The organism is Candidatus Accumulibacter sp. ACC003 (genome assembly GCF_907163085.1).
In the GTDB taxonomy this organism is placed as follows: Bacteria; Pseudomonadota; Gammaproteobacteria; order Burkholderiales; family Rhodocyclaceae; genus Accumulibacter.
On the sequence record NZ_CAJQTX010000011.1, the window covers coordinates 366,336 to 391,598 of the forward strand.

General features: G+C 61.7%; 23 protein-coding genes and 2 pseudogenes. 9 read left to right on the plus strand and 16 right to left on the minus strand.

Annotated elements, in window-relative coordinates; translation table 11 throughout:
• Positions 1-183 precede the first annotated feature (183 nt).
• The 3 genes from chrA to QZ656_RS23395 all read left to right on the plus strand — a co-directional run bounded on the left by chrA (position 184) and on the right by QZ656_RS23395 (position 2,860).
• Entirely contained in the window at positions 184-1,413 is a 1,230-nt protein-coding gene (gene chrA, locus QZ656_RS23385) for a chromate efflux transporter (RefSeq protein WP_291995641.1), read from the plus strand.
• 612 nt (positions 1,414-2,025) lie between these two features.
• Complete coding sequence (locus QZ656_RS23390) at positions 2,026-2,409, plus strand: response regulator (RefSeq protein ID WP_291995642.1); 384 nt, start codon at positions 2,026-2,028, stop codon at positions 2,407-2,409.
• 52 nt (positions 2,410-2,461) lie between these two features.
• Entirely contained in the window at positions 2,462-2,860 is a 399-nt protein-coding gene (locus tag QZ656_RS23395) for a chemotaxis protein CheC (RefSeq protein ID WP_291995643.1), read from the plus strand.
• A gap of 187 nt (positions 2,861-3,047) precedes the next feature.
• Here the strand turns inward: QZ656_RS23395 and QZ656_RS23400 are convergent, their stop codons facing one another.
• Positions 3,048-4,016 (minus strand): IS5 family transposase, encoded by a 969-nt coding sequence (locus tag QZ656_RS23400; protein WP_291995644.1) that lies wholly within the window; start codon positions 4,014-4,016, stop codon positions 3,048-3,050.
• Between the two features lie 115 nt (positions 4,017-4,131).
• Between QZ656_RS23400 and QZ656_RS23405 the strand changes: the two genes are divergently transcribed.
• Entirely contained in the window at positions 4,132-5,079 is a 948-nt protein-coding gene (locus tag QZ656_RS23405; RefSeq protein WP_291995645.1) for a sensor domain-containing diguanylate cyclase, read from the plus strand.
• On the opposite strand, the gene QZ656_RS23410 is transcribed toward QZ656_RS23405, so the two are convergent.
• Entirely contained in the window at positions 5,050-5,403 is a 354-nt protein-coding gene (locus QZ656_RS23410) for a hypothetical protein (protein WP_291995646.1), read from the minus strand. The two genes, QZ656_RS23405 and QZ656_RS23410, sit on opposite strands and share 30 nt — an antisense overlap.
• 84 nt (positions 5,404-5,487) lie before the next feature.
• Here QZ656_RS23410 and motA point away from each other — a divergent pair, with 84 nt between their 5' ends.
• Complete coding sequence (gene motA / locus QZ656_RS23415; RefSeq protein ID WP_291995647.1) at positions 5,488-6,345, plus strand: flagellar motor stator protein MotA; 858 nt, start codon at positions 5,488-5,490, stop codon at positions 6,343-6,345.
• A gap of 26 nt (positions 6,346-6,371) precedes the next feature.
• Positions 6,372-7,340 carry a flagellar motor protein MotB gene (motB, locus tag QZ656_RS23420; protein WP_291995648.1) on the plus strand — a complete coding sequence of 323 codons (969 nt, stop codon included), beginning with the start codon at positions 6,372-6,374 and terminating at the stop codon, positions 7,338-7,340.
• Between the two features lie 34 nt (positions 7,341-7,374).
• Here the strand turns inward: motB and QZ656_RS23425 are convergent, their stop codons facing one another.
• Complete coding sequence (locus QZ656_RS23425; protein WP_291995649.1) at positions 7,375-7,983, minus strand: glutathione S-transferase; 609 nt, start codon at positions 7,981-7,983, stop codon at positions 7,375-7,377.
• 245 nt (positions 7,984-8,228) lie between these two features.
• Between QZ656_RS23425 and purB the strand changes: the two genes are divergently transcribed.
• From purB to QZ656_RS23440, 3 genes are read left to right on the plus strand one after another with little or no spacing between them, the layout of a single operon-like run.
• The gene (gene purB / locus QZ656_RS23430) at positions 8,229-9,668 is read left to right on the plus strand and encodes an adenylosuccinate lyase (RefSeq protein WP_291995650.1); all 1,440 of its coding nucleotides are present in this window, start codon (positions 8,229-8,231) and stop codon (positions 9,666-9,668) included.
• On the plus strand, positions 9,668-10,003 hold the full coding sequence (locus tag QZ656_RS23435) for a hypothetical protein (protein ID WP_291995651.1): 336 nt from the start codon (positions 9,668-9,670) through the stop codon (positions 10,001-10,003). Before purB ends, QZ656_RS23435 begins: the two co-directional genes overlap by 1 nt.
• Before the next feature lie 2 nt (positions 10,004-10,005).
• Positions 10,006-10,326 (plus strand): DUF2322 family protein, encoded by a 321-nt coding sequence (locus tag QZ656_RS23440; protein WP_291995652.1) that lies wholly within the window; start codon positions 10,006-10,008, stop codon positions 10,324-10,326.
• An 86-nt stretch (positions 10,327-10,412) separates the two neighbouring features.
• Here the strand turns inward: QZ656_RS23440 and secF are convergent, their stop codons facing one another.
• The 13 genes and pseudogenes from secF to QZ656_RS23500 all read right to left on the minus strand — a co-directional run.
• Positions 10,413-11,357: a protein translocase subunit SecF gene (gene secF / locus QZ656_RS23445; protein ID WP_291995653.1), complete on the minus strand. Its 945-nt coding sequence runs from the start codon at positions 11,355-11,357 to the stop codon at positions 10,413-10,415.
• A 12-nt stretch (positions 11,358-11,369) separates the two neighbouring features.
• On the minus strand, positions 11,370-13,250 hold the full coding sequence (secD, locus tag QZ656_RS23450) for a protein translocase subunit SecD (protein WP_291995654.1): 1,881 nt from the start codon (positions 13,248-13,250) through the stop codon (positions 11,370-11,372).
• A 57-nt stretch (positions 13,251-13,307) separates the two neighbouring features.
• A complete protein-coding gene (gene yajC / locus QZ656_RS23455; RefSeq protein WP_291995655.1) occupies positions 13,308-13,634 on the minus strand; it encodes a preprotein translocase subunit YajC in 327 nt (108 codons plus the stop codon).
• A gap of 40 nt (positions 13,635-13,674) precedes the next feature.
• Positions 13,675-14,802 (minus strand): tRNA guanosine(34) transglycosylase Tgt, encoded by a 1,128-nt coding sequence (tgt, locus tag QZ656_RS23460; RefSeq protein WP_291995656.1) that lies wholly within the window; start codon positions 14,800-14,802, stop codon positions 13,675-13,677.
• A gap of 246 nt (positions 14,803-15,048) precedes the next feature.
• On the minus strand, positions 15,049-17,775 hold the full coding sequence (gene ppdK / locus QZ656_RS23465; protein ID WP_291995657.1) for a pyruvate, phosphate dikinase: 2,727 nt from the start codon (positions 17,773-17,775) through the stop codon (positions 15,049-15,051).
• A 171-nt stretch (positions 17,776-17,946) separates the two neighbouring features.
• Entirely contained in the window at positions 17,947-19,569 is a 1,623-nt protein-coding gene (locus tag QZ656_RS23470; RefSeq protein ID WP_291995658.1) for an NAD(P)-binding protein, read from the minus strand.
• Complete coding sequence (locus QZ656_RS23475) at positions 19,569-20,582, minus strand: thiamine pyrophosphate-dependent enzyme (RefSeq protein ID WP_291995659.1); 1,014 nt, start codon at positions 20,580-20,582, stop codon at positions 19,569-19,571. Before QZ656_RS23475 ends, QZ656_RS23470 begins: the two co-directional genes overlap by 1 nt.
• Before the next feature lie 11 nt (positions 20,583-20,593).
• Entirely contained in the window at positions 20,594-21,847 is a 1,254-nt protein-coding gene (locus tag QZ656_RS23480; RefSeq protein ID WP_291995660.1) for a transketolase C-terminal domain-containing protein, read from the minus strand.
• Positions 21,840-22,436, minus strand: a complete 597-nt coding sequence (locus QZ656_RS23485) for a 2-oxoacid:acceptor oxidoreductase family protein (protein WP_291995661.1) — start codon at positions 22,434-22,436, stop codon at positions 21,840-21,842. Before QZ656_RS23485 ends, QZ656_RS23480 begins: the two co-directional genes overlap by 8 nt.
• Positions 22,437-22,864: 428 nt before the next feature.
• Complete coding sequence (locus QZ656_RS23490) at positions 22,865-23,929, minus strand: MaoC family dehydratase (RefSeq protein WP_291995662.1); 1,065 nt, start codon at positions 23,927-23,929, stop codon at positions 22,865-22,867.
• Positions 23,930-23,962: 33 nt separating this feature from the next.
• On the minus strand, positions 23,963-24,319 hold the full coding sequence (locus QZ656_RS24225) for a hypothetical protein (protein WP_366522226.1): 357 nt from the start codon (positions 24,317-24,319) through the stop codon (positions 23,963-23,965).
• Positions 24,320-24,485: 166 nt separating this feature from the next.
• Positions 24,486-25,007: pseudogene (locus QZ656_RS24230) on the minus strand (aldolase/citrate lyase family protein); the annotation flags it as partial.
• 66 nt (positions 25,008-25,073) lie between these two features.
• Positions 25,074-25,263: pseudogene (locus tag QZ656_RS23500) on the minus strand (2-methylfumaryl-CoA isomerase); the annotation flags it as partial.

Sequence of the window (25,263 nt, forward strand, 5' to 3'; positions counted from 1 at the left end):
GACAGGGTACACCGTACTCCAGCAAGCGGGGAATCATGTTAGCGCATTGCGTGGCGCGGGCAAAGCCGGCTGCCGATGGTACGACCACTGGCGCGATCGCTGGGCAAGCCGCCGCTGCTTCGTCGACGTCGCTGGCGTTTGTCGCTTACCATGCGCCGAGAACGAGCACGAGGTAAGCCGCAGATGACAGCACCCGCAAGCGACAGCAGCGCTGTCGAAGCCAGCAGGCCATGGACGGTGTTCCTGATCTTCCTGCGTTTGGGATTGACGTCCTTCGGTGGCCCCGTCGCCCACCTGGGCTATTTCCGGGAAGAGTTCGTCAAACGTCGTCGTTGGCTCAGCGATCGCGCCTACGCCGACCTGGTCGCGCTGTGCCAGTTCCTGCCCGGTCCGGCGAGCAGTCAGGTGGGAATCGCCATTGGTTTGTCGCGCGCCGGTTACGGCGGTGCGCTGGCGGCGTGGACGGGCTTTACCCTGCCGTCGGCGCTCGCCCTGATCGTCTTTGCCCTCGGTATTTCGAGCGCCGGCGACGCGCTGCCGGCTGGCGTCGTCGAGAGCCTCAAGGTGGTCGCCGTGGCGGTTGTCGCGCAAGCCGTCTGGGGGATGGCGCGCAGTCTGTGTGGCGGAACGGCGCGGGTCACGATCATGGCCGCGGCGACGTGTATCGTCCTCGCCTGGCCGAGTGCCGGCGGCCAGGTCGGAGTGATCGTCGCCGCCGCCGCGCTTGGACTGCTGCTCTTCAAGCTTGCTCCCGAGGCGACGCACGAGCCGCTGCCAATGGTCATCAGTCGCCGTGCCGGCGCTCTCTGGCTGCTTCTTTTTCTGCTCCTGCTGGGCGTCCTGCCGATCGTCGCGCAAGCGCAGCCCGACGGTACGCTGGCGCTGATCGACGCCTTCTACCGCGCCGGCTCGCTGGTCTTCGGCGGCGGTCACGTCGTCCTGCCGCTGCTGCAAGCGGCGGTGGTGCCGAGTGGCTGGGTGAGCAACGAGTCCTTCCTGGCCGGCTACGGCGCCGCGCAGGCGGTCCCCGGGCCGCTGTTCACCTTTGCCGCTTTCCTCGGCGCGTCGATGAACGACGCACCAAGCGGCTGGCTGGGTGGTTTGATCTGCCTGGTCGCGGTCTTCGTCCCGTCGTTCCTGTTGGTCTTCGGCGCCTTGCCGTTCTGGGAACAACTGCGCCGCAGCCACCACACGCAAGCGGCGCTGGCCGGCGTCAACGCCGCCGTCGTCGGCCTCTTGCTGGCCGCGCTCTATCAGCCGGTATGGACCAGCGCCATCCACCGGCCGGCCGATTTTGGCCTGGCGCTGTTTGCCTTGATCGCTCTGATGTTCTGGAAGCTGCCGCCGTGGCTGGTGGTGCTCGGCAGCGCCGTCGTTGGCGCGCTGTTGGCGGCCGTTGGCGGCGCGGCCTGAAATCCGACCTCGGAGGAAGTCTGACGCCAGAGAGCTTGGCCCGCGCGACGGCGGTCGCCGCCTTCCCGGTCTGGCGCAGTTCGTCCCGTTCGCCTGCGACGCCGGGGTCCGGTCACCGTTCCTGGCCGGCCTGGGTCAGCTCCAAGATTGACAGTGCTTGATGGCGGTGCATATACTCCCGACGATTCGGTTCCCCCTATGGAAGCGCTGATTTGCGCACTTTTGCAGCCCACCCAATGCCCGGCATCCAGCGTTCGGCGGAGCCCGACATTCCTGGCTGTGAATGGGGCATGAATTGGGTCAATCCAACATGGATAAGCGCCGTTTTCCGCCTGTTTCCGAGCACTTTTCGTTGATCGGGGCGAAACTTGGCCGTTGATTGCCGCCAACACCTTCTTCGTCAACCCATGTTTCTCCAGCAGTTGCCGGAACTGCAGCCGCGTCGTTCGCTTGTTGCGCTCGACTTCTGCTTTGGAAAAACTGATCTTCTTGGTCTCGCTACTCCGGGTGCGTTGGCATCTCCGAATCATACCGTGCGAGTGCGAAGCGATTGAATTGGTGACCCACTTGTCGATTATATGTACTCCTTATTGGAAATATTGACAACCTGTCATGATAAAAAAAATACTTCTCGTTGATGATTCGCCGATCTCCAGAAAAATGTTGAAAAGCTGCATTCCGAAAGACCGTGGCTACGAATTGTTCGAAGCCGGCGATGGCTTGGCCGGGTTCGAGGCCTATAAAGAGATCCGGCCCGATGTAACCTTCATGGACCTGACCATGCCGGTCATGGATGGCAATGAAGCCACCGCAAAGATCATCGAGGTGGCGCCGCGAGCCATCGTCATTGCCTGTACCGCAGACATCCAGGTCAAGTCGATTTCCAGGATGCTGGCCTTGGGGGCTTTGTTGGTTGTAAGAAAACCCTCGTCAAAGGCCTCTATTGAAGACGCGCTGGCAAAAGCCGAAGAGAAGATAGGGCAGGCCTGTGAGTGAGCACTCTCTCGATGTTATATCGAATGAAGAAAAGGATATTCTTCAGGAAATAATGAACATCGCCTTCGGTAAAGCCGCTGCAGACCTTGCCGAGGTGATCAATATTTTCGTCGTCCTGAGCATACCCGACATCCAGATACTCAAGGCGCAGGACCTTCCCAACTATCTTCAGAAACAGGTCGGCGCGCACGATCACCTCACTATTATTGAACAGAATTTCTGGGGAGACTTCAAAGGCAGTGCTTTTCTTGCTTTTCAAGCCAATGCCGGCAGGGAGTTGATCTCGCTTTTCGGCGATGATTCAGAAAGCCTCGGATCGGAGTCAATTGACGGATTGGAAAAGGAAACCCTGATGGAGGTCGGTAATATTCTCATCGGCGCCTGCGTCGGCAAACTGTCCGAGCTTCTCGGTGACTCGGTAACCTATTCGCCCCCCCCGTGTGGTCACTGAAAACAAGGCCGATGGCGCTATCCCGAGCCGTATTTTTGAAAGCCACTCCTCGGCGATCGTGCTGAAAACGACCTTCTGTTTCAACGAGCGCAACGTCGAGGCGTTGGTGCACTATTAGCAACTACTAATATACGATATGACTAATCCAGCCATTTTGGGCGCGAACTCCCCCTATCCCCGTGCTACTTCATGCGGCAGGCGCAATTTGCCCAACCCCGACGGATTGCGGCATGCCCAGATAGGTGAAGGTGTTGATGATGGCGGCGCGGACGTGCGCTTCGGTCACTTGCCGCTCGAAGGTTCGAGAGTACAGGCTGTCGCCCAACTGCTTCAGCCGGTACATCATGTTTTCGGCAATGCTGCGCCGGTGATAGTCGCTATCGTTCTTCCAGCCGGCGCTGCCCTTGGCGGCGATCTCTTCGAGAATGCCGTCACGGGGATGATCGTCGCCCCAGGGAACCGCGCCGTCCCGCGGGGGAATGGTGGCACGGGCGTCGCGGTCGGCAATGGCGGCATGGCAGCCTTTGGTGTCGTAGGCGCCATCGGCGGACACTTGAGAGACTTCGCCTTCGACCTGGTCAAGCAACCCGGAGAACACTTCGCTGTCGCCCCAATCGGCCGTCGTCACTTCAATGCCGATGATGTCCTTGGTGGTCTCGTCGACGGCCAAGTGGATCTTCCGCCAGGTGCGGCGCTTACCGACTCCGTGCTGACGGACTTTCCATTCGCCTTCGCCGAAGATCTTCAGGCCGGTCGAGTCCACCACCACATGCGTTGGCCCTTTGCGCGGCCGACGCGGAATTTTCACCGAGATCTCACCCGCGCGCCGGGACATGTGGGTGTGGTCCGGTACGGGAAGGTCCAGTTGACTCAAGCGCATCAGCGACTTCACCAGTCCTTCCGTGGCGCGGTACGGCAACTGGAACAGCGCCTTGATCGTCAGACAGGTCTGGATGGCCGTCTCCGAGTACAGCCCGGGCTTGCCCCGACCGACCGGCGGTGGCGGTGTCCAGTTGTCTTTGATACTGGCGACGTCCAGCCAGATCGTCAGGTTGCCCCGGTTGACCAGCGAACGGTCGTACTCCGACCAGTTCGTCACCCGATACCGCTGCTTCGACGTCGCCTCGCCAGTGTCTGGCCTGACCCTCGCTGCCATCCGAGCTCTCCTCTATCGCCGCTGAGCCCCGACTCTGGGGCGCATGCCATTATACTGCGCCAACGCCCAACGTCGACGGTTTCATGTTTCTGGTCACCAGCAATGAGTCGCTTATGTGGCTGAAGAAATCGCTCGCGACCTTCATGAAGCAATACGAGTGACCCTCAGTAAGTTTGCCCAGATCTTCGATACGATCAACTTCGGTTTGGTCGTTTTCGACAGGGATCTGACCGTTCAGCACTGGAACCGCTGGATGGCGATGCATAGTGGAATATCCGCAACACAGATTGTCGGCGAAGCCGCTTTCGATTTTTTTCCGCAATTGAATACAGCCAGTTTCAAGAAAAACTGCAAATCGGTTCTGGCCTTTGGCAATTTCGCATTCTTTTCCCAAAAACTGCACGGTTTTCTTTTTCCATTCAAGCCGGATAGTTCGTTCGGTTCGCGCTTCGACATGATGCAGCAGAGCTGCAGCATGGGGCCGCTCCGCTCCGAAGACAATTCCATATCCGGCATCTTCCTGATTGTTCAGGACGTCACCGAGCTTGCCAATTACGAGCATAAATTGGTCGAGATGAATACCAAGGATGCGCTAACCGGGATATACAATCGACGATTTCTGGAGTCGCGCCTGAAGGATGAGTGCGCCAGGCAGCAGAGGTATCAGCGTCCCTTGAGCCTGATCATGATCGACATCGATTTCTTCAAGAAAGTTAACGACAGCTATGGCCACCAGGGTGGGGATTTTATTCTGCAAGCCGTTGCCGCAAGAGCGGCATCTGTAATCCGGAAGACCGACTTTTTCGCCCGCTACGGCGGCGAGGAATTCTGCTGCCTGCTGCCGGAAACGGGCGCCGAGGCCGCCGAAAGCGTGGCCGAAAGTCTCAGAGTACATATTGCGGAGATGGAGAACCGCTTCGACGACAAGATCATCAAGGTCACCATCAGCCTGGGAATTTCAGCCCTGCTTGCTGATGACTCCCCCGATACGCTGCTGAAAAGGGCTGATGACGCTCTGTATCAGGCAAAAAATTCAGGTAGAAACCGGTTTGTGAGAATTTGATCGGGCCGGCGTCGCCGGGTTCACCAGGCGTCCACGCAAGCGGCGCTGGCGGGCGTCGACGCCGTCGTTGGCGACTCGCGAATCTCTCTTGTCCGTGGCTGCGGGAGAAGGTACGGTGTAGAGCGAAACGCCGACGCAGCCTGAGCGATCGCCCGAAGGCGGCTGGCAGAAGCGGCCTGCCTGCTTGGCGACGAGATTGCCGTCGCTTCGAGGGGCCATCGACAGCACCGGAATGGCATCGTTGCCGACGCCGAAGAAGTGATCGCGCAGCGCCTCGACGCGGCCTTCCCGGTCTTGCCCGGCGGCCGTGCAGGACGCGCGCAATCTGCCTACACCCGCTACAATGCGCGACAATCACGATGTTCAGCCAGCGACGTTCGCGGAGCGCGCAATAAACAGGGGAGCCGGATGTTTCTGATTGTTGGGTATGTAGTCATTTTGGTGTCGGCGCTCGGGACCTACGCGGTCCACGGTAGCCTGGCGGCGCTGTGGGTGCCATTGGAATACATCGCCATCATCGGCTTGACGATCGGTGGCTTTGTCGCCAGCAACGACGTGAAGACGATCAAGGCGACCATCGCCGCCTTGCCGGGGATCTTCAAGGGCTCGAAGTTCACCAAGGTGCTCTATGTCGATCTGCTGGCGATGCTTTTCGAGGTGCTGGCGAAGGTCCGCAAGGAAGGCCTGATGTCGATCGAGAACGACGTCGAAAATCCACACGACAGCCCGATCTTCGGCAAGTATCCAGCGCTCGCGAGTGATCACCACGTCATGGAATTTATTACCGATTACCTGCGCATGATGGTCGGCGGCAACCTCAATGCGATCGAGATCGAGAACCTGATGGATATCGAAATCGAGACCCATCATCACGAGGTAGAAAGCCCGGGCCACGTGGTTTCCAAGGTCGCCGACGCGGTCCCGGCATTCGGTATCATCGTCGCCGTGATGGGCGTGGTCAATGTCATGGGCTCGGTCGGCGAGCCGCCGGCGGTGCTCGGCAAGATGATCGGCGGCGCGCTGGTCGGGACCTTCCTCGGTATTCTGATTGCTTATGGCTTCGTCTCTCCGGTCGCTAACCTGCTTGAACAGAAGGCGCACGACGGGTCGAAAATCTACCAGGTGATCAAGGTCGTCTTGCTGGCGTCGATGTCGGGTTATGCGCCGCAGGTGGCGGTCGAGTTTGGTCGCAAGACGCTGGTCGCGGGAGTTCGTCCGAGTTTTACCGAGCTTGAGGAAGAGCTCAAGAATCGCAAGGGCAAGTAGGCCATGCCGTCGACGGGAGTGGCTGAATGAGCGACGACGTACGCCCGATAGTCATCAAGCGCATCAAGAAGGTCGCCGGCGGTCATCACGGCGGGGCGTGGAAGATCGCCTACGCCGACTTCGTCACGGCGATGATGGCCTTCTTCCTGCTGATGTGGCTGCTCGGTTCGACGGCCAGCGGTGATCTGCAGGGAATCGCCGATTATTTCCAGAACCCGTTGAAGATCGCCTCGCAAGGCGGCTCGGGGACGGGCGACAGTTCGAGTGTGCTGAAGGGCGGCGGCAAGGACCTGACACGCGCCGCCGGGCAGGTCAAGGGCGGTGACATCGACGCCAAGAGCAAGACCGTGAACCTCAAGGAGACCAACGCCGAGGCGGCGCGCAAGGTCTTTGAAGAACGCGAGAAGCTGGTGCTCGGCGAGCTCAAGCAGAGCATCGAAAAGCTGATTGAAAGCAATCCGGCGCTCAAACAATTCAAGAGTCAGCTGTTGATCGACATTACCAGCGAGGGTTTGCGGATCCAGATCGTCGACGAGCAGAACCGTCCGATGTTCGACACCAGCAGCGCCGATCTTAAGGCGTATACGCGCGTCATTCTGCACGAGATCGGCAAGGCCTTGAACGCCGTCCCGAACAAGGTCAGCCTGTCTGGCCATACCGACGCGGCGCAGTTCAGCGGTGGCGACAGGGGCTTCTCGAACTGGGAGTTGTCGGCCAACCGGGCGAACGCTTCGCGGCGCGAGCTGGTCGCCGGCGGTATGGACGAGTACAAGGTGTTGCGCGTCGTCGGGCTGGCGTCTACGGTGTTGTTCGACAAGAACGATCCGCTGAGCTCGATCAATCGGCGGATCAGCATCGTCGTTCTCAACAAGCGAGCCGAGGAGTCCTTGCTGCTGGAAGACAGCAAGGCCGGCACGGTCGAAGTCGGTTCCGAGGGACTCGACGCGAATTCGATCACGGCGCCGCCTACGGGCAAGGCCGGCGGCAAGCCTTAGCTCGCCACCGGCATCGCGCGTCGGCTGTAGTCGCTCAGCCCTGCGGGATGCTGTCGGCGAAAGCCGCGCGGGCCATCAGCTTGTCGTACAGGCGTGCCAGGTTGGGGTGCTTTTCCTGCCAGATGATCTCGGGAAATCGCAAAACGAGATAGCCAAGCGCGCAGCCGACAGTGACATCGGCGAGCGAAAAATGCATTCCCATGCACCAGGCGGTTTGACCGAGTTCCTCGGACATGAACTCCAGGCTGCGGGCGATCTTCTCTTCCTGGCGCAGGATCCAGTCGGCACTCTGTTGCGCGACCGGGCGTTTTCTTTCGAGGAAGGTCAGCGCCGCGGCGTCGCAAACGCCGTCGGCCAGCGCCTCCCAGCGCTTGACTTCAGTGCGCTCGCGATTGGCGCCGGGCATCAGCTTGTTGTTCGGGGCGACGTTGTCGAGGTATTCGACGATCACTCGCGAGTCGAACAGGACGGTGTTGTCGTCAAGCACCAGCACCGGGATCTTGCCCAGCGGATTGACGTTGCCAACCTGCGTTTCCGGTGTCCATGGCGAGTCGACTGCAAACTCGTAGTCGATTTTCTTTTCGGCCAGAACGACGCGCACCTTGCGGACGTAGGGACTGGTCAGTGATCCGATGAGCTTCATTGCTTTTCCGAGACAAAGGGTCATGACAACTTGAGATAGCCCCGATGATGAAAGTCATGACCGTTTCTTTCATCGCCGGCCCTTCTGACGCCGTGGCGAGAAGGGAAATTCGTCGGTCGCGCAAGCGACTTCTACCTTAAATATTTGCGCACAATTATATCATTGCGACGCATCTCGCTTACGGGCGCGTCGCGCAGACGGGTAAAATAGCGGGCTACCCTGTACCAGCCGCAAGGATCATCGTCATGCCCGCATCTTCTTCTGCTTCGTCATCTGCTTCGTCGTCAGCTTCTTCGCCTGCTTTTTCGTCGCTTCCTTCGCAAAATTCGGCGCTGCTTGCGCTCTCACCGCTGGATGGTCGCTACGCCGGCAAACTCGACGCGCTGCGACCGCAGTTTTCCGAATATGGACTGATCAGGCGTCGCCTGCAGGTTGAGATCGAGTGGCTGAAGGCGCTTGCCGCCGAGCCGCATTTCGCCGAAATCCCGCCGTTTTCGCCGTCGACGCGGCTTGCTCTCGACGCTCTGGTCGCCGATTTCGACCCGCAAGACGCGGCCGAGGTGAAGGAGATCGAGGCGGTGACCAATCACGACGTCAAGGCGCTCGAGTACTGGATCAAGAAGCGCCTGGCGAGCAATGCTGAAGTGATGCGCGTCGCCGAGTTCATTCACTTCGCGTGCACCTCGGAGGACATCAATAATCTGGCACACGCGCTGATGCTGCAGACCGCCCGCGACGAGACGATGTTGCCGACGCTGGAGCGCATTGTTGATCGCCTGAAGGCGTTGGCGCACGAGTTTGCCGAGCTGCCGATGATGTCGCGTACACATGGTCAGCCGGCGACGCCGACGACGCTCGGCAAGGAAATGGCCAACGTCGCGTATCGCCTGCAGCGCGCTCACTCGGCGATCGCCCGCGTTGAGTTGCTCGGCAAGATCAATGGCGCCGTCGGCAACTACAACGCGCATCTGGCCGCCTACCCGGGTTTTGACTGGGAGGGTTTCGCGCGTCGTTTTGTCGAGTCGCTTGGCCTGCAGTTCAATCCATATACCATCCAGATCGAGCCGCACGACGCGATGAGCGAACTCTTCGATGCCTTCGCGCGTGCCAACCTGATCCTGGTCGACCTGAACCGCGACGTCTGGGGCTATATTTCGCTGGGCTTTTTCAGGCAGAAGCTCAAGGACGGCGAGATCGGTTCTTCGACGATGCCGCACAAAGTCAATCCGATCGATTTCGAGAACTCGGAGGGCAACCTCGGGCTGGCCAACGCGCTGTTGCGCCATCTTGCCGAGAAGCTGCCGATCTCGCGCTGGCAGCGCGACCTGACCGATTCGACGGTGCTGCGCAACATGGGCGTGGCGCTTGGTTACACGCTGCTCGCTTACGATTCGCTGCTGCGCGGCCTGGGCAAGCTTGAAGCCGACGCGGAGCGCCTGCACGCCGACCTCGACGCCAACTGGGAACTGCTTGCCGAGCCCGTGCAGACGGTGATGCGCCGCCATGGCGTCGCCAATCCTTATGAAAAGCTCAAGGAGCTGACTCGTGGCAAGCGGATTTCCCGGCAGGCGATGCGCGACTTCGTCGAGTCACTCGAAATTCCGGCGGCCGCTCGCGCCGAACTGCTCGAACTGACGCCATGGACCTATACCGGTATGGCGGCCGAACTGGCACGGCGGATCTGATGGCCCGGGAGAACGCTCCAGCGGCGCTGCCGACGCAGCCGACCGACTCCGAAGAGCTGGCCAAGATGCTCGTCTGCAGAAGCTGCGAACGGGCGCTGCCGGCTGGCTCGCTCTACTGCCCATCGTGCTGCGGCGAAGACGGCCGCCGTGGCGCGACCGGACGAGGTATTTTTCTCGGCGGTTTGTTTGGCCTGTTGGCCGGCGGTTTGATCAGCGCCGTCTGGTCTTCGCTGGTCGGCGTCGAGCAGACCACCTGGAGTTCAGTGCTGACGATCGTCGCGGCTTGCCTGACGACCGGCGCGGTGCTCGGCGTGATCTCGAGTCGAAAGGGCTGAAAATGGCACGTTTTGCCGAGAATCTGAAGAAATTGCCAGGGGTATCGCACGTCGCGGCGATCAACTTGCTCGACGCCGCCGGCGATGTGCTGGCGACGATAGAAAACAAGGCCGGGAGCCAGGGATCGCTGGCGGTCTACAACCATCTGGCGCAGACCTACGGCGCGATCACCCCCGAGGCGGCGAGGAAAGGCCTGGAGATGTTTGCCGAGCACACCGACGACGCGCGTGCCAATCCCGGCAAACACGCCAATATCGATCGCTTGCTGCGGCTGATTGAAGAGCGCCAGACGCTGCGCACCAAGCACGTTTTCGCCGTCTGAACGGGGGGCGGCGCCCGGGTGGGCTTTTCTCGGCTGCTCGGTTTGGCGGTCTGCTGCGACACGTGCGGGCGCGTGCGACGTAAAAACTAGACGACAGCGCCGTCCTCGTTGGCGCCCGGGATCTGCTTTTTCGGCCTGACGAACTGCTCGCGTGAGACGCCGAGCCACATCACCAGCGGACTGGCGACCAGCACCGACGAGTAGATGCCGAAGCAGATGCCGATGGTCAGCGCCAGGGCGAAGTAGTACAGCGTCTCGCCGCCGAAGACCAGCATCGACAGGACCATGATCTGCGTCGACCCGTGCGTGATGATGGTCCGCGAGATGGTGCTGGTGATTGCGTGGTCGAGGACTTCGGAAGTGCTCAGGCCGCGCGTCTTCTTGAAGGTTTCGCGCACGCGGTCGAAAACGACCACCGACTCATTGACCGAGTAGCCAAGCACGGCGAGTACTGCCGCCAGCACCGACAGCGAGAACTCCCACTGGAAAAATGCGAAGAAGCCGAGAATGATGACCACGTCGTGCAGGTTGGCGATGATCGCCGACACCGAAAAGCGCCACTCGAAACGGAAGGCCAGGTAGACGACGATACCGATGATCACCACCAACAGTGCCAGGGCACCGTTTTCTGCCAGTTCCTTGCCGACCTGCGGGCCGACGAACTCGACCCGGCGCAGGGTCGCTCCGGGAGCTTCTACGGTCAGCGCTTTGAGCACCGATTCGCCGATGCTGGCGGTGTTCTGATCGGCCTTGAGCGGCAGGCGGATGAGTACGTCCTGGCTCGATCCGAAACGCTGTACCGAGACGTCGGTGAAGCCCGCCTGGTCGAGGCCGGTGCGGACTTTCTCGATGTCGGTGGCTTGCTCGTAGTGCAGTTCGATCAGCGTCCCGCCGGTAAATTCGACCGACAGATGCAGTCCGCGGCTGAACAGGAACAGCACCGCCAGCAGGAAGGTAAGCAAGGAAATCACGTTGAACACCAGGGCATGGCGCATGAACGGGATATCTTTTCTGATGCGGAAGAATTCCATCGTGACGCTTCCCTATTTGACTGCTGCTGTACGGGTACTGGCAGTCGGCTTCCAGACCTGCCCGATGGCCAGCGATTCGACCTTGCGGCGACGGCCGTAGATCAGGTTGATCAGTGCCCGTGAGACGACCACCGCCGAGAACAATGAAGTCATGATCCCCAGGCAATGGACGACGGCAAAGCCGCGTATCGGGCCGGAGCCGAAGATCAGCAGCGAGACACCGGCAATCAGGGTGGTGATGTTGGAGTCGAGAATCGTTCCGAAGGCGCGCTCGTAACCGGTGTGGATTGCCGCCTGCGGCGTCGAGCCATTGCGTAGCTCCTCACGGATGCGTTCGTTGATCAGGACGTTGGCGTCGATCGCCATGCCCAGCGTCAGGGCGATGGCGGCGATCCCGGGCAGGGTCAGCGTCGCCTGCAACAAGGACAGCAGGGCAACCAGAAACAGCAGGTTGGACGCCAGGGCGATCACCGACACCAGACCAAAGAGCACGTAGTAGGCGATCATGAACACGGCAATGGCGGCGAAACCCCACATTGTCGACTGAAAACCCTTGGTGATGTTTTCGGCGCCAAGGCTCGGGCCAATGGTCCGCTCCTCGATGATTTCCATCGGGGCCGCGAGCGAGCCGGCGCGCAACAGCAGCGCCGTGTCGTTGGCTTCCATGGTGCTCATGCTGCCGGTGATCTGTACCCGGCCGCCGCCGATCTCGGCACGGATCACCGGTGCGGTGACGACCTCGCCCTTGCCTTTTTCGATCAGCACGATGGCCATCCGCTTGCCGACGTTGTCGCGCGTGATGTCCTTGAAGATGCGCGCGCCGGCTGAGTCGAGAGTCAGATGCACGGCGGCTTCGTTGGTCTGGTTGTCGAAGCCCGGCTGCGCGTCGGTCAGGCGGTCGCCAGTCAGGACCACTTGCTTCTTGACCAGCAGCGGTCTGCCGCCGCGTTCGACGTAGAGCTCGCTCGAGAAGGGTACCTGGCCGGCCAGTGCCGCTTCGACGGCGCCGGGAGTCTCGTCGACCATCCGGATTTCCAGCGTTGCGGTACGGCCGAGGATGTCCTTGGCTTTGGCCGTGTCCTGCACGCCCGGCAACTGCACGACGATGCGATCGGCACCCTGCTGGGCGATGACGGGTTCGGCGACGCCGAGTTCGTTGATCCGATTATTGAGCGTCGTGATGTTCTGCTTGATGGCGAATTCCTGGATTCGCTTGATCGCTGCCGGTTGCAGCGTCGCCACCAGTTTGAGGTCGTCGCCTTCGCCCTGATCGGCCAGGAGCAGGTCGGGGACGTTGTCCTCAAGGACTTGTCGTCCCTTGAGGCGTGCCTCGTTATCGCGGAAGCGAATCAGCACGCGCTCGCCCTCGCGGCTGATGCCGGAGTGGCGAACGTTTTTGTCGCGTAGCAGGCTTCGGAGGTCGGCGCCGATCGAGTCCAGGCGCTTGGTCAGAGCGCCAGGCATGTCCACCTGCAGCAGGAAGTGCACGCCACCGCGCAGGTCGAGTCCGAGGTACATCGGCAGGGCATGCAGATTGGTCAGCCACTGCGGCGAGCTCGACAGCAGGTTCAGTGCGATCACGTACTGCGGGTTGCTGGCGTCGGGGTTGAACTGTTTCTCGAGGACTTCCTTGGCGTGCAGCTGACTATCGGTGTTCAGCAAGCGCACCTTGACGCCGTTCGTGTCGAGAAAGATGCCGCTGTTGTCGATCGCTGCGGCTTGCAGGGTGCTGGCGACGCGTTCGCGCGTCTGAGCATCGACCTTCAGCGTCGCCTTGGCGCTGGAAACCTGCACCGCAGGCGATTCACCGAAGAAATTCGGCAGCGTGTAGACCAGGCCGAACAGCAGGGCGACGGCGACGAGGACGTATTTCCAGAGCGGATAGCGATTCATGGATGCTTGCAGCCAGAGGACGCGGCCGCCGGTTGAAGGTCGGCGGCCGGCAGGTGATTAGAGTGCCTTCAGCGTGCCTTTTGGCAAGAGTAGCGTAACGGCCTGCTTTTGAACCTGGATTTCGACCGCGTTGGCGATCTCGAGGCCAATGAAGTTCTCGCTGACCTTGGTAATGCGGCCGGCGATGCCGCCGCCGGTGACGATTTCATCACCCTTGGCCAGCGCTTCGATCAGCGCCTTGTGTTCCTTGGTGCGCTTCATCTGCGGCCGAATCATCAGGAAATAGAGGACGACGAACATCAGAATGATCGGCAGTAGCTGCATCAAACCACCAGTTGGGTCGGTGGTGGCAGCCGTTTGGGCGTGGGCAGTGCTGATCAACACATCAGTCTCCTCATTCGAAAGGGTTAAATTAAACAGGGGATTATAGCACTATCCTGGCCGCTGACGACGCTTGCCGTGCCTTGTGGAAGGCTCTCACGGTAGCCGACAGCGTGCCGGCGGCGATCGCGGCGCGCAGTTCGCCCATCAGCTGCTGGTAGTAGTGCAGGTTATGCAGCGTGCCGAGTTGGGCGCCGAGAATCTCGCCAACGCGGTTCAGGTGGTGCAGATAGGCGCGCGAGAAGTGGCGGCAGGTATAGCAGGCGCAGCTCTCGTCGAGTGGCTGCGGGTCGGTCTTGTGTTTCGCGTTCCTGATCCGGACGTCGCCGTGCCGCGTGAAGTAGTGACCGTTGCGGGCGTTGCGTGTCGGCAGCACGCAGTCGAACATGTCGATGCCGGCGCCGACCGCGTTCACCAGGTCTTCGGGTGTACCGACGCCCATCAGATAGCGCGGCTTGTCGGGCGGCAGTCGCGGCGCGGTGTGGGCGAGGATTCTCGCCATATCTTCCTTGGGTTCGCCGACCGACAAGCCGCCGATCGCGAAGCCATCGAAACCGATGTCGACCAGCGCGGCCAGCGACTCATCGCGCAAATCCTCGTACATGCCGCCCTGGACGATGCCGAACAGGGCGTTGCCGTTGCCGAGTTGGTCGTGGGTCGTGCGCGAGCGCTGTGCCCAGCGTAGCGACATGCGCATCGATATTGCGGCGTCGGTATGGCTGGCAGGGTAGGGTGTGCATTCGTCAAAGATCATGACGATGTCCGAGTCGAGTACCTGCTGGATGCGTATCGACTCCTCGGGTGTCAGGAACAGGCGGTCGCCGTTGATCGGCGAGCGGAAGGCGACGCCGGCTTCGCTGATCTTGCGCAAGGCGCCCAGAGAAAACACCTGGAAGCCACCCGAGTCGGTGAGGATCGGGCCGTTCCAGCCCATGAAGCGGTGCAGTCCACGATGCGCGGCGATGACCTCGAGACCCGGTCGCAGCCACAGGTGGAAGGTGTTACCGAGACAGATTTGCGCACCGCTTTCGGTGAGGTCGCGCGGGCTCATCGCCTTGACCGTTCCGTAGGTGCCGACGGGCATGAAGCTGGGTGTCTCGACGACACCATGGGCGAGCTCGATGCGGCCGCGACGGGCGGCGCCGTCGCTGGCGAGAAGTTCAAAGTTCATGGGTCGATTGACATCAGGGGGAAAAGTGGGCGGTAGCGGTCGCCATCGACCGCCAGACGGCGACAAGTGCGCCGCTCGGGGTGCTTCAGGCAGCGCCTGAACAAGCGGTGTGCGCCGCTGCTCTGGTTTGCTGGCCGTCGCGCCTGCCTGGTAGGCAGAAAAACACCGCCGGGAAGCCCGGCGGTGTGGGTCTTGGTCGATCGGCAAACGCCAGGCCGAGGCTTTGGCGTTTGCTTGCTCGATGAATCAGCTATCGAGAGCCGCTTGTGCTGCCGCGAGACGGGCAATCGGCACCCGGAACGGCGAGCAGCTGACGTAGTTGAGGCCGGTACGATGGAAGAATTCGATCGAAGCGGGGTCGCCACCATGCTCACCGCAGACGCCCAGCTTGATTCCGGGACGTGCTGAACGGCCTTTCTCGACGGCCATCTGGACCAGCAGGCCAACGCCCTTCTGGTCGATCGACTGGAACGGATCATTGTCGTACATGCCGTCTTTCAGATAGCTGGGCAGGAACTTGCCGGCGTCGTCGCGCGAGAAGCCCATCGCCATCTGCGTCAGGTCGTTGGTACCGAACGAGAAGAACTCGGCCTGCTGGCCGATGCTGTCGGCGATTAAGGCGGCGCGCGGCGTTTCGATCATCGTGCCGAGCAGGTAGTCCAGTTTTTCACCGCGTTCGGCGAAAACGGCGTCAGCGGTCTTGCGGATGACGCGCGCCTGCGCGTTGAATTCACGAACCGTGCCGACCAGCGGGACCATGATTTCGGCTTTGACGTCGATCCCCTTGGCCTTCATGTTGAGGCCGGCCTCGATGATTGCGCGGGTTTGCATCTCGGTGATTTCCGGGTAGGTGATACCCAGGCGGCAGCCGCGATGGCCCATCATCGGGTTGAACTCGTGCAGGTCGTCGACACGCATCTTGATGACCCCCAGCGGCACGCCCATTTCGTGTGCCATGATCTTCTGGTTGGCTTCGTCGTGCGGGACGAATTCGTGCAGCGGCGGGTCAAGCAGGCGAATCGTCACCGACAAGCCGCTCATCTCGCGGAACAGGCCTTCGAAGTCGCCACGTTGCATCGGCAACAGCTTGGCCAGTGCCTTGCGGCGGCCGGCTTCGTCTTCGGCCAGGATCATTTCGCGAACGGCCTTGATGCGGTCGCCTTCGAAGAACATGTGCTCGGTACGGCACAGTCCGATGCCTTTGGCGCCGAAGTTGCGCGCGACCTTGGCGTCGTCGGGAGTGTCGGCGTTGGCGCGGATTCCCAGGCGCTTGTATTTGTCGGTGAGATCCATCAGTGCGCCGAAGTCGCCGGTGAGTTCGGCTTCCTTGGTCGGCACCTGGCCTTCGTAGACCTCGCCGGTCGAGCCGTCGAGCGAAATCCACTCGCCTTCCTGGTAAACCTTGTCGCCGACCGTCATGGTGCGCGCGTGGTAGTCGACACGGACTGCGCCAGCGCCGGAAATGCAGCACTTGCCCATGCCGCGCGCGACGACGGCAGCGTGCGAGGTCATACCGCCACGGGCGGTCAGGATACCAGTGGCGACACTCATCCCGCGTAGGTCCTCGGGTGAGGTTTCCTGGCGGACGAGGATCACGGCCTTGCCTTTTCTGACCCATTCTTCAGCTTCGTCGGCAAAGAAGACGATCTGGCCGGTTGCGGCGCCTGGCGAAGCCGGCAGGCCGTGGGCGATCGAACGCGCCTTCTTGATCGCTGCCGGGTCGAACACCGGGTGCAGCAGTTCGTTGAGGCGATCCGGACCGACACGCCGCAGGGCTTCTTTTTCATCGATCATGCCCTGGCGCAGCATTTCCATCGAGATGCGCACCATCGCTGCGCCGGTACGTTTGCCGCTGCGCGTCTGGAGCATCCACAGGCGGCCTTCCTGGATCGTGAACTCGACGTCCTGCATGTCCTTGTAGTGATCCTCGAGTTTGGTCTCGGCGTGCAGCAGCTGCGCGTAGATGTCGGGCATCAGCTCTTCGAGCGACGGGAAGCGCGTGCGCCGGTCGTCTTCACTGACCAGCGCCAGTTGCGCCCAGCGGCGCGAACCTTCGACGGTGATCTGTTGCGGCGTACGGGTGCCGGCGACGACGTCTTCGCCCTGGGCATTGACCAGGAATTCGCCGTTGAAGAGGTCTTCACCGGTACCGGCGTCGCGCGTGAAGGCGACACCGGTGGCGCTGTTGTCACCGAGGTTGCCGAAGACCATGGCCTGGACGTTGACCGCTGTTCCCCATTCGTCGGGGATGTCGTTCAATTCGCGGTACACCTGCGCACGGTCGTTGTTCCAGCTCTGGAAGACGGCCATCACCGAACCCCAGAGTTGCTCCCACGGATCGGTCGGGAACTCGCGGCCAACGCGGGCACGAATCAGCCCCTTGAAGCGCTGCACCAGTTCTTTCAGGTCTTCGGTGTCGAGCTGGGTATCGAGCTCGACGCCCTTCTTCTCCTTGAGCATGTCGATGACCACTTCGAAGGGGTCATGCTCCAGCTTGGATGACGGCTTGAGGCCCATCACCACGTCGCCGTACATCTGCACGAAACGACGGTACGAGTCCCAGGCAAAGCGTTCGTTGCCGGTCTTGCGAGCCAGGCCGGCGACAGCTGCGTCGTTGAGACCGAGGTTCAGGATGGTGTCCATCATCCCCGGCATTGACGCCCGCGAACCCGAGCGCACGGAGAGCAGCAGCGGATCGTCGGAGTCGCCGAATTTCTTGCCCATCTCCTGTTCAATGAAGGCAACGCTGTCGCGGACTTCGGCCTCGATCAGCTTGAGCACGGCGTCCTGGCCTTCCTTGGTGTAGACGGTGCAGACTTCGGTGCCGATCGTCAGACCGGGTGGTACGGCGATTCCCAGGCGGCACATCTCGGCCAGGTTGGCACCCTTGCCTCCCAGCAAATTCTTCATGGTGGCGTCGCCGTCGGTTCGGCTGGCACCAAATACGTAGACGTTCTTGGTTTGTGTTGACATAAATACCTCGTGGGAGATTGAACAGGAAAAGGAAAAAGCCCTGCGAGCGGCACGCTCGAAGGATCCCTGGAGTGGGTGACCCGGGCAGCTGCACCGGGTCACGGAGTTTACGCGCTCCCGACCGCTAATCGGGTCAGGAGCGAGGAGCTTGCGGCGCTGGCGCCGCAGCGATCAGATCTCTTCTGCCTCCATCTTGATCGCACCGCAGGGACATTCGGCGACGCACATGCCGCAGCCCTTGCAGTAGTCATAGTTGAAGGCAAAACGCTTGCCGGGGCCGAGCTTGATCACCGCATTGTCCGGGCAGACGCCGTAGCAGTTGTCGCATTCGAAGCAGTTGCCGCAAGACAGGCAGCGGCGCGCTTCGAACAGTGCGGTGCTTTCGTCGAGCCCACCCTGGACCTCGTCGAAGGTCGATTGACGACGAATGATGTCGAGCATCGGCCGCATCGTTTTCGGTGCGTCGGCGTAATACCAGGTATTGAGCTTCTCGAACACCGCGACTTCATGCTGCGGTGCGGGGACGTGCTTCTCGCCACGCAACCAGGCGTCGATGTGCCGTGCCGCTTGCTTGCCATGACCGATGCCGACGGTGACGTTGCGCTCGGCGGGAACCATGTCGCCACCGGCGAAAATGCCCGGATGACCGGTCATCATGTTCGGCCCGACCTGGACCACGCCGTCGCTCAATTCCAGGCCGGGAACTCCCTGGAGTAGTCCGAGATCGACGTCCTGGCCGAGAGCCAGCACCAGCGAGTCGGCTTCGATGGTCTCGAATTCGCCGGTGGGCTGTGGGAAGCCCTTTTCATCAAGGGCCATTTTTTCAATGGTCAATGACGATTCATCCGCCTGGGTGATGGTCGACAGCCACTTGACCATGATCCCTTCCTGGATCGCTTCTTCCATCTCGAAGTCGTGCGCCGGCATCTTGTCGCGGGTACGGCGATAGACGATCAGCGGTTCGGCACCCATCCGTTTGGCGGTACGGGCGACGTCGATGGCCGTATTGCCGCCGCCATAGACGACGACGCGGCGACCGAGCATCGGCTTTTCTTCGCCCTCCATGCTGCGCAGCATCGAGATGGCGTCGACGATCTTCGCGGCGTCACCAGCCGGGATGCGCGCCCGTTTGCCGATGTGCGCGCCGACGGCCAGGAAAGCCGCGTCGAACTTGCCTTCCTGCATGGTGGTCAGGATGTTGTCGACCTTGCTGTTCAGCTTGACCGTGACGCCCAGTTCGACGACGCGCTGCATTTCTGCCTCGAGCACGTCGCGTGGCAGGCGGTACTTGGGGATGCCGAAGCGCATCATGCCGCCGAGCAGCGGTCCGGCCTCGTACACCGTGACCTGGTGACCCTGCCGGCGCAGGTGGTAGGCGGCCGACATGCCGGAAGGTCCGGCGCCGACAACCAGGACATGCTTGCCGGATTCGCTGCTCGGTGGCGTCAGCTTCCAGCCGCGCTTGAGTGCCTCGTCGCCGAGGAAGTGCTCGACCGAATTGATGCCGACTGGCGCGTCGATCTGGCCGCGGTTGCAGGCACCCTCGCAGCTGTGGTAACAGACGCGGCCCATGATCGCCGGGAAGGGGTTGTCGCGGGTCAAGTGCCGCCAGGCACTTTCGTAGTCGCCCGATTCGGCGTGAAACAGCCAGCCTTGAATGTCTTCACCCGCCGGGCACTGCTTGTTGCAGGGCGGCAAGCGGTCGACATAGACCGGCCGCGAAGTCCGCCACGAACCGGTGTGGTTGGCCAGCGAAGAGCCGGGGTCTAGGGTAATGGCAAAGGGTTTTTCCATCAGTTCGCCTCCTGGTCGAGCAGTCCGTATTTCCGAATATTCTTGTCTGCCGCCGCTTGCAGGCGGGCGATCGTTGCTACCGCCGGGTTCTTTCCGAAGAGGTGCGCGTAGCGCTTCTGCAGCCGCAGATATTCCTCGACGGGTTGCTTACGGCGAATCTTCAGTACGTCGGTGACCTCGCCGTTCTCTGCCTCGAAGACCGGGAAGATACCGGTTTCCTTGGCCAGGCGTGCCAGTAGGATGGTGTTTTCGGAAGCCGCTCCCCAGCCCAGAGGGCAGGGCACCAGAATGTGGATGTAGCGTGCACCACGCATGCCCATGGCCTTGGTGACCTTGTATTCGAGATCGCGAAGGTCGGCAACGGTGGCCGTGGCAACGTAGGGAATCTCGTGCGCCATGGCGATTGCCGGGACGAACTTGCCCTGGCCGAAGGCGTTTCCGGGTTCGGGACCGACCGGCATGGTCGTTGCCGTGCGCGCGGCGGGTGGCGTCGCAGAACTGCGTTGCACACCGGTGTTCATGTAGCCACCGTTGTCGTAACAGATGTAGAGGACGTCGTCATTGCGCTCGAACATCCCCGAGAGGCAGCCGAAACCGATGTCGGTGGTGCCGCCGTCGCCGCCCTGGGCGACGACGCGGACGTCGTCCATCTGGCCTTTGTGTCTTTTCACCTTGATCGCTGCGGCGATGCCGGTGGCCACCGCGGCGGTGTTGCCGAACAGCGAGTGAATCCACGGGATCTGCCAAGACGTTTCCGGGTAGGGCGTCGAGAAGACCTCGAGGCAGCCGGTGGCGTTGGCGGCAATCAGGCGACCACTGGCGGCTTTCATCGCCGCATCGATGGCGTAGCGTGCGCCGAGTGCTTCACCGCAGCCCTGACACGCGCGGTGTCCGGAGTTCAGTGAGTTGGTGCGCTCGATATTGGCCTGGACGCTGCGTTCTGCCGGTTCGAGCAGGCGATTGCCGACGGTGAAGGTGCCGGTCTGATAGAAGTGAACGGGTTGGAAGCTCATGGTGGTTCTCCTCAGCCCATCCGGGCGGCGATGACGCCGACGTCGCGCAGCATGCTTTCAGCTGCCGGACCCGAACGGCGCGTCGTGCGCTCGCGTTCGAGTTGCTTGTTGACCACGTCCCAGTCGAGATCGAGAAAGGTCAGGCGTTCGAGTTCGTCGCGGACGGCTTTGCCAAACAGCGCGTGCAGTGACTTCATGGTGATCGCTCGCCCGCCGAGTCCAGCAACCACGGTATAGCCTTCGAGCTGCAGCCCGGACATCGCCATGCGCACGTCGGTCGACACGACGCCGCCGATGCCGACCGCCAGACTCTTCTCGAGGACCACCACGCGCTTGGCGTTCTGCAGTGCCGCGCGGACGTTCTCGAGTGGGAAAGGACGGTATGAACCGATTCCCAGAACGCCGATTTTCACGCCCGCCTGGCGCATTTCGTCGACGACGTCCTTGATCGTTCCGAGAATCGAACCCATCGCGACGACGATGGTTTCCGCGTCGTCGGTCAGATAGGAGTGCGTCAGACCGCCCGAATCGCGACCAAATATCGCCTTGAACTCGGCGGCCAACTTCGGGATCAGTTCGAGAGCCTGCATCTGCTTGGCGTGCGCGAGGTAGCGGACTTCGGAGAAAGCTTCCGGGCCAACCATCGCGCCGATCGATACCGGATCCCTGGGGTCGAGTACCTGGCGTGGTTCGTAAGGTGGCAGGAACTCGTCGACCTGTTCCTGGGTGGGTACATCGACGCGCTCGTAAGCGTGCGTAAGAATGAAGCCGTCCATGCAGACCATCACCGGCAGGCTCACTTCTTCGGCCAGCTTGAAGGCCAGAATGTGCAGATCGAGCGCTTCCTGGTTGGTCTCGGCGAAGAGCTGGATCCAGCCGCTGTCGCGCTGCGAGAGCGCGTCGGTGTGGTCGTTCCAGATGTTGATCGGCGCGCCGATGGCACGGTTGGCGACGGTCATGACGATCGGCAGGCCGAGGCCGGAAGCGTTGTAGACCGCCTCGCACATGAACAGAATGCCCTGCGAAGCCGTTGCGGTATAGGTGCGGGCACCGGTTGCCGACGAGCCGATGGCGACGCTCATCGCGGCAAACTCGGACTCGACGTTGATGAACTCGCAGTCGGCGACCTCTCCTGACTTGACCATCTCGCCCAGGCCTTCGACGATGTGCGTTTGCGGCGAAATCGGGTAGGCGCAAATGACCTCGGGCCGGCAAAGGCCGACGGCCTCGGCAACGGCGTGTGAACCTTCAGTCTGTTTAAGCATGTGCGGCCTCCTGCTGACTTGCCCCGGCGATCTCGTCGGTGACGAACTGATAAGCCTCTTTGGCGGCAGCGATATTGTTGCTGGCTATCTTCTCCGAGAACTTGGCGTTGATCGCCTTGATCACGGACTCCAGGCGGATGATTCCCGACGCGGCGGCAAAGCCCGCCAGCAAGGGGACGTTGGGCATTGGCCGGCCGACGTGCTTGCGACTGATATCGGTCGCGGGGACCGTACAGAGCCGCTCTTTCGGCCAATCACGGACGAAGTCGCCGAGGCCGAGCTCGGTGAAGCTGCGGCTGGTGTTGATCAGGATGAAACCGCCTTTTTTGAGGCCGGAGAAGACATCGACCTGGAACAGCAGCGTCGGATCCTGAATGATCAGCGCGTCGGGCTCCATGATGGGCTCACGCAGCCTGATCTCCTGGTCGGCGATCCGACAGAAAGCGACTACCGGAGCGCCGGTGCGCTCCGATCCAAAACTCGGGAAGGCCTGCGCATGGCGACCTTCCTCGAATGCGGCAATCGACAACATCTCGGCAGCGGTGACCACGCCTTGGCCACCGCGACCGTGTATTCGGACTTGGAACATGTTTCCTCCAGTGTTGAACTGCGGTTGTACATCGCTGTCGTTTTTTTGGTCGCCAGCATAGCTCAGTTCGAGTTCATTGAAAACAACGATACGGTGCGTTATCAGCAGACTCGCGTTTGGTGACAATGAAAGTTGCGTCCGCGACTCATCAATCTTCCTTCTTGTCGCCCGCCGAACGATCCCGGCGTACAAGCCGGAATGCGCACGGCAAGTGGCAGGAGAAGGTCATGACGGCCATTATGAGGGGCTCGACACACGACGACCGTTGGCAAGCGCGGTAACCTCTGCCGCCGGCAGACGGCGTCAGTTCTGCGCGTCGTCCAGGGAACGGCGGCCTGCGGCCGAAGGCGTCCCAGGTGTTGCCGATGCGCCGCGCGCTGCCACTCGCTTGCCTGCGTGCTGACGCCGCAGTCCTCGCCGGCAATCGCCTACGCCCCCGGTCTCTTCGGCATCAGGACCGTATAGTCGAAGTCAAGGAGCACGCTTGGATCGTAGCTGCCGTCTGCCTGCTTGTACGGGAAGTCGGCACAGCTGCGGTCCTTGGTCGCCACCGTCCGCACGCGCAGCGCGCCAAGGTCATGGCGGCCAGGCAAGGACATCTGTTCGACGATTTCTGACCAGGCGTACACCGTGTCGCCGGCGAAAGCCGGCGCGACATGCCGGCCGGCGTTGATCGCCGCGACGCTGAAGGCATTGGCCAGGCCGTTGAACGACAGCGAGCGCGCCAGGCTGATGATGTAACCACCGTAGACGATCCGGCGTCCGAAACGCCCGCTCTTTTCCGCGTGCTGGTTGAAGTGCACCCGCGCCGTGTTCTGGTACAGGCGGGTGGCCATCATGTGCTCGCTTTCTTCGATGGTCATGCCGTCGACGTGATCGATTCTTTCGCCGACGCGATAGTCGTCCCATAGGTCGGTGCTACCCGAGAGGGTGGTGTCGTAGCCGTCCACCCGGATGCCGGCGGGAATCACCAGGTCGCTCGCCGCAACGGCGTCGTGAAGCTCGGGAATCACCGTTTCGGGCGCCGGCGACGCCGGATCGCGCTTACGAACCATCACCCAGCGGCAGTAATCGAGCGCGATCTGGCCACGCTGATTGACGCCACACGAGCGCACGTAGACGATGCCGGTTTTGCCGTCGCGATTTTCCTTGAGCCCGATCACCGTCGAATCCGCGGTGAGTGTGTCTCCGGGATAGACGCGGTGGCCGAAGCGCCCGGTCGAGTAGCCGAGGTTGGCAATAGCGTTGAGCGAGATATCGGGAACGGTCTTGCCAAATACCACGTTGAAGGCCAAGAAACTGTCCACCGGTGAACGCGGGAAGGACAAGCTGTGGGCGAAGGTGTCGGCCGACGTCAGGGCAAAACGCGAGCCGGTCAGCGCGGTGTACAGCGCCACGTCACCTTCGGTAATCGTCCGCGGCGTCGCATGCACGATCGTCTGACCGACGTGGAAATCCTCAAAGAAATTGCCCCATCTGGTTTTTTCACTCATTGTCGATTGTCCTCGCCACTTCGCGTGGCCGCTCTACAGTCCATACGCCGCCGCCAGGTCCGGATCGCGCCGGGCAACCAGTTGCGCCAGATCGACGATCACCCGGGCCTGCTTCCAGGTCGCATCGTCCTGCATTTTGCCGTCGATTGTCGCCACGCCGCTGCCATCCGGCATCGCTTCCAGAATGCGCTTGGCAAACAGTACTTCCTTGACGTCGGGGCTGAAGACGCGTTTGGCGATGGCGATCTGGTTGGGCGCCAGCGACCAGGCACCCGAGCAGCCCATCAGGAAGGCGTTGCGGAACTGCGCTTCGCAAGCGGCTTCGTCCTTGAGATCGCCGAACGGTCCGTAGAACGAGCGCAGGCCGTGCGCGACGGCTGCGTCGACCATTCGCGCGACGGTGTAATGCCAGAGGTCCTGCTGAAAGAAAGCGCGCTGCTCGCGTCCTTCTTCGGGGTCGGCAAGGACGCCGTAGCCGGGATTGCCCGCCGCCTACCCGTGTCGTCTTCATGCCACGTGAGGCCGCCAGATCGGCCGGGCCGAGGCTCAGACCGTGCATCCGCGGACTGGCGCCGCAGATCGCCTCGACGTTGGTCACCCCCCTGCGCGGTCTCGAGCAGAGCGTGCAGGAGGATCGGCTTGCGGACGCCATACCTGGCTTCGAGCAGCGCGACGTATTGATCGACGAAGTGGATGTCCCACGGCCCTCGACTTTGGGAATCATGATCACGTCAACTTTGTTGCCGACGTGCTTGATGATCTCGGTGATGTCGTCGAGTACCCACGGGCTGTTCAGAGCGTTGATCCGCACCCACATGCCGGTGTCGCCGAAGTCGTGTCCGCTCAGCAGCTCGATGAAGCCGGCGCGCGCGGCGTCCTTGGCGTCGATGGGAATGGCGTCCTCGAGGTTGCCGCACATGACGTCGCATTTGGTCGCCGTTTCGGGTGCCTTGCTGCGGATCTTCTCGATGTGCGGAGGAAAGAAATGGATCATTCTCTCGGGTCGCACCGGCAGTTCGCGCAGCGGTTGTGGTGCGCCAATGGCGAGCGGCTTGTAGAAATGAACGGGTAGCTTCATGGCATTTTTCCTGGTGAAAGAAGTGTCTGATAGCGAAAGGCGGCAAAGCCGTCGTTGACGAAGGGTTCAGGCTGGTCCGGCGACCACGCCGGCGTCGTGCAGACGGCCGACTTCGGCTTCACTCATGCCGAGAACGTCGAGCAGTATCTGGTCGGTGTGCTCGCCGAGCAGCGGCGCCGGCTGCGCCGGCACGCGTGGCGAGCGAGAAAAGTCGAGTGGCGTCGTCGGCATCAAATAGGAGCCACGCCAGGCTGCT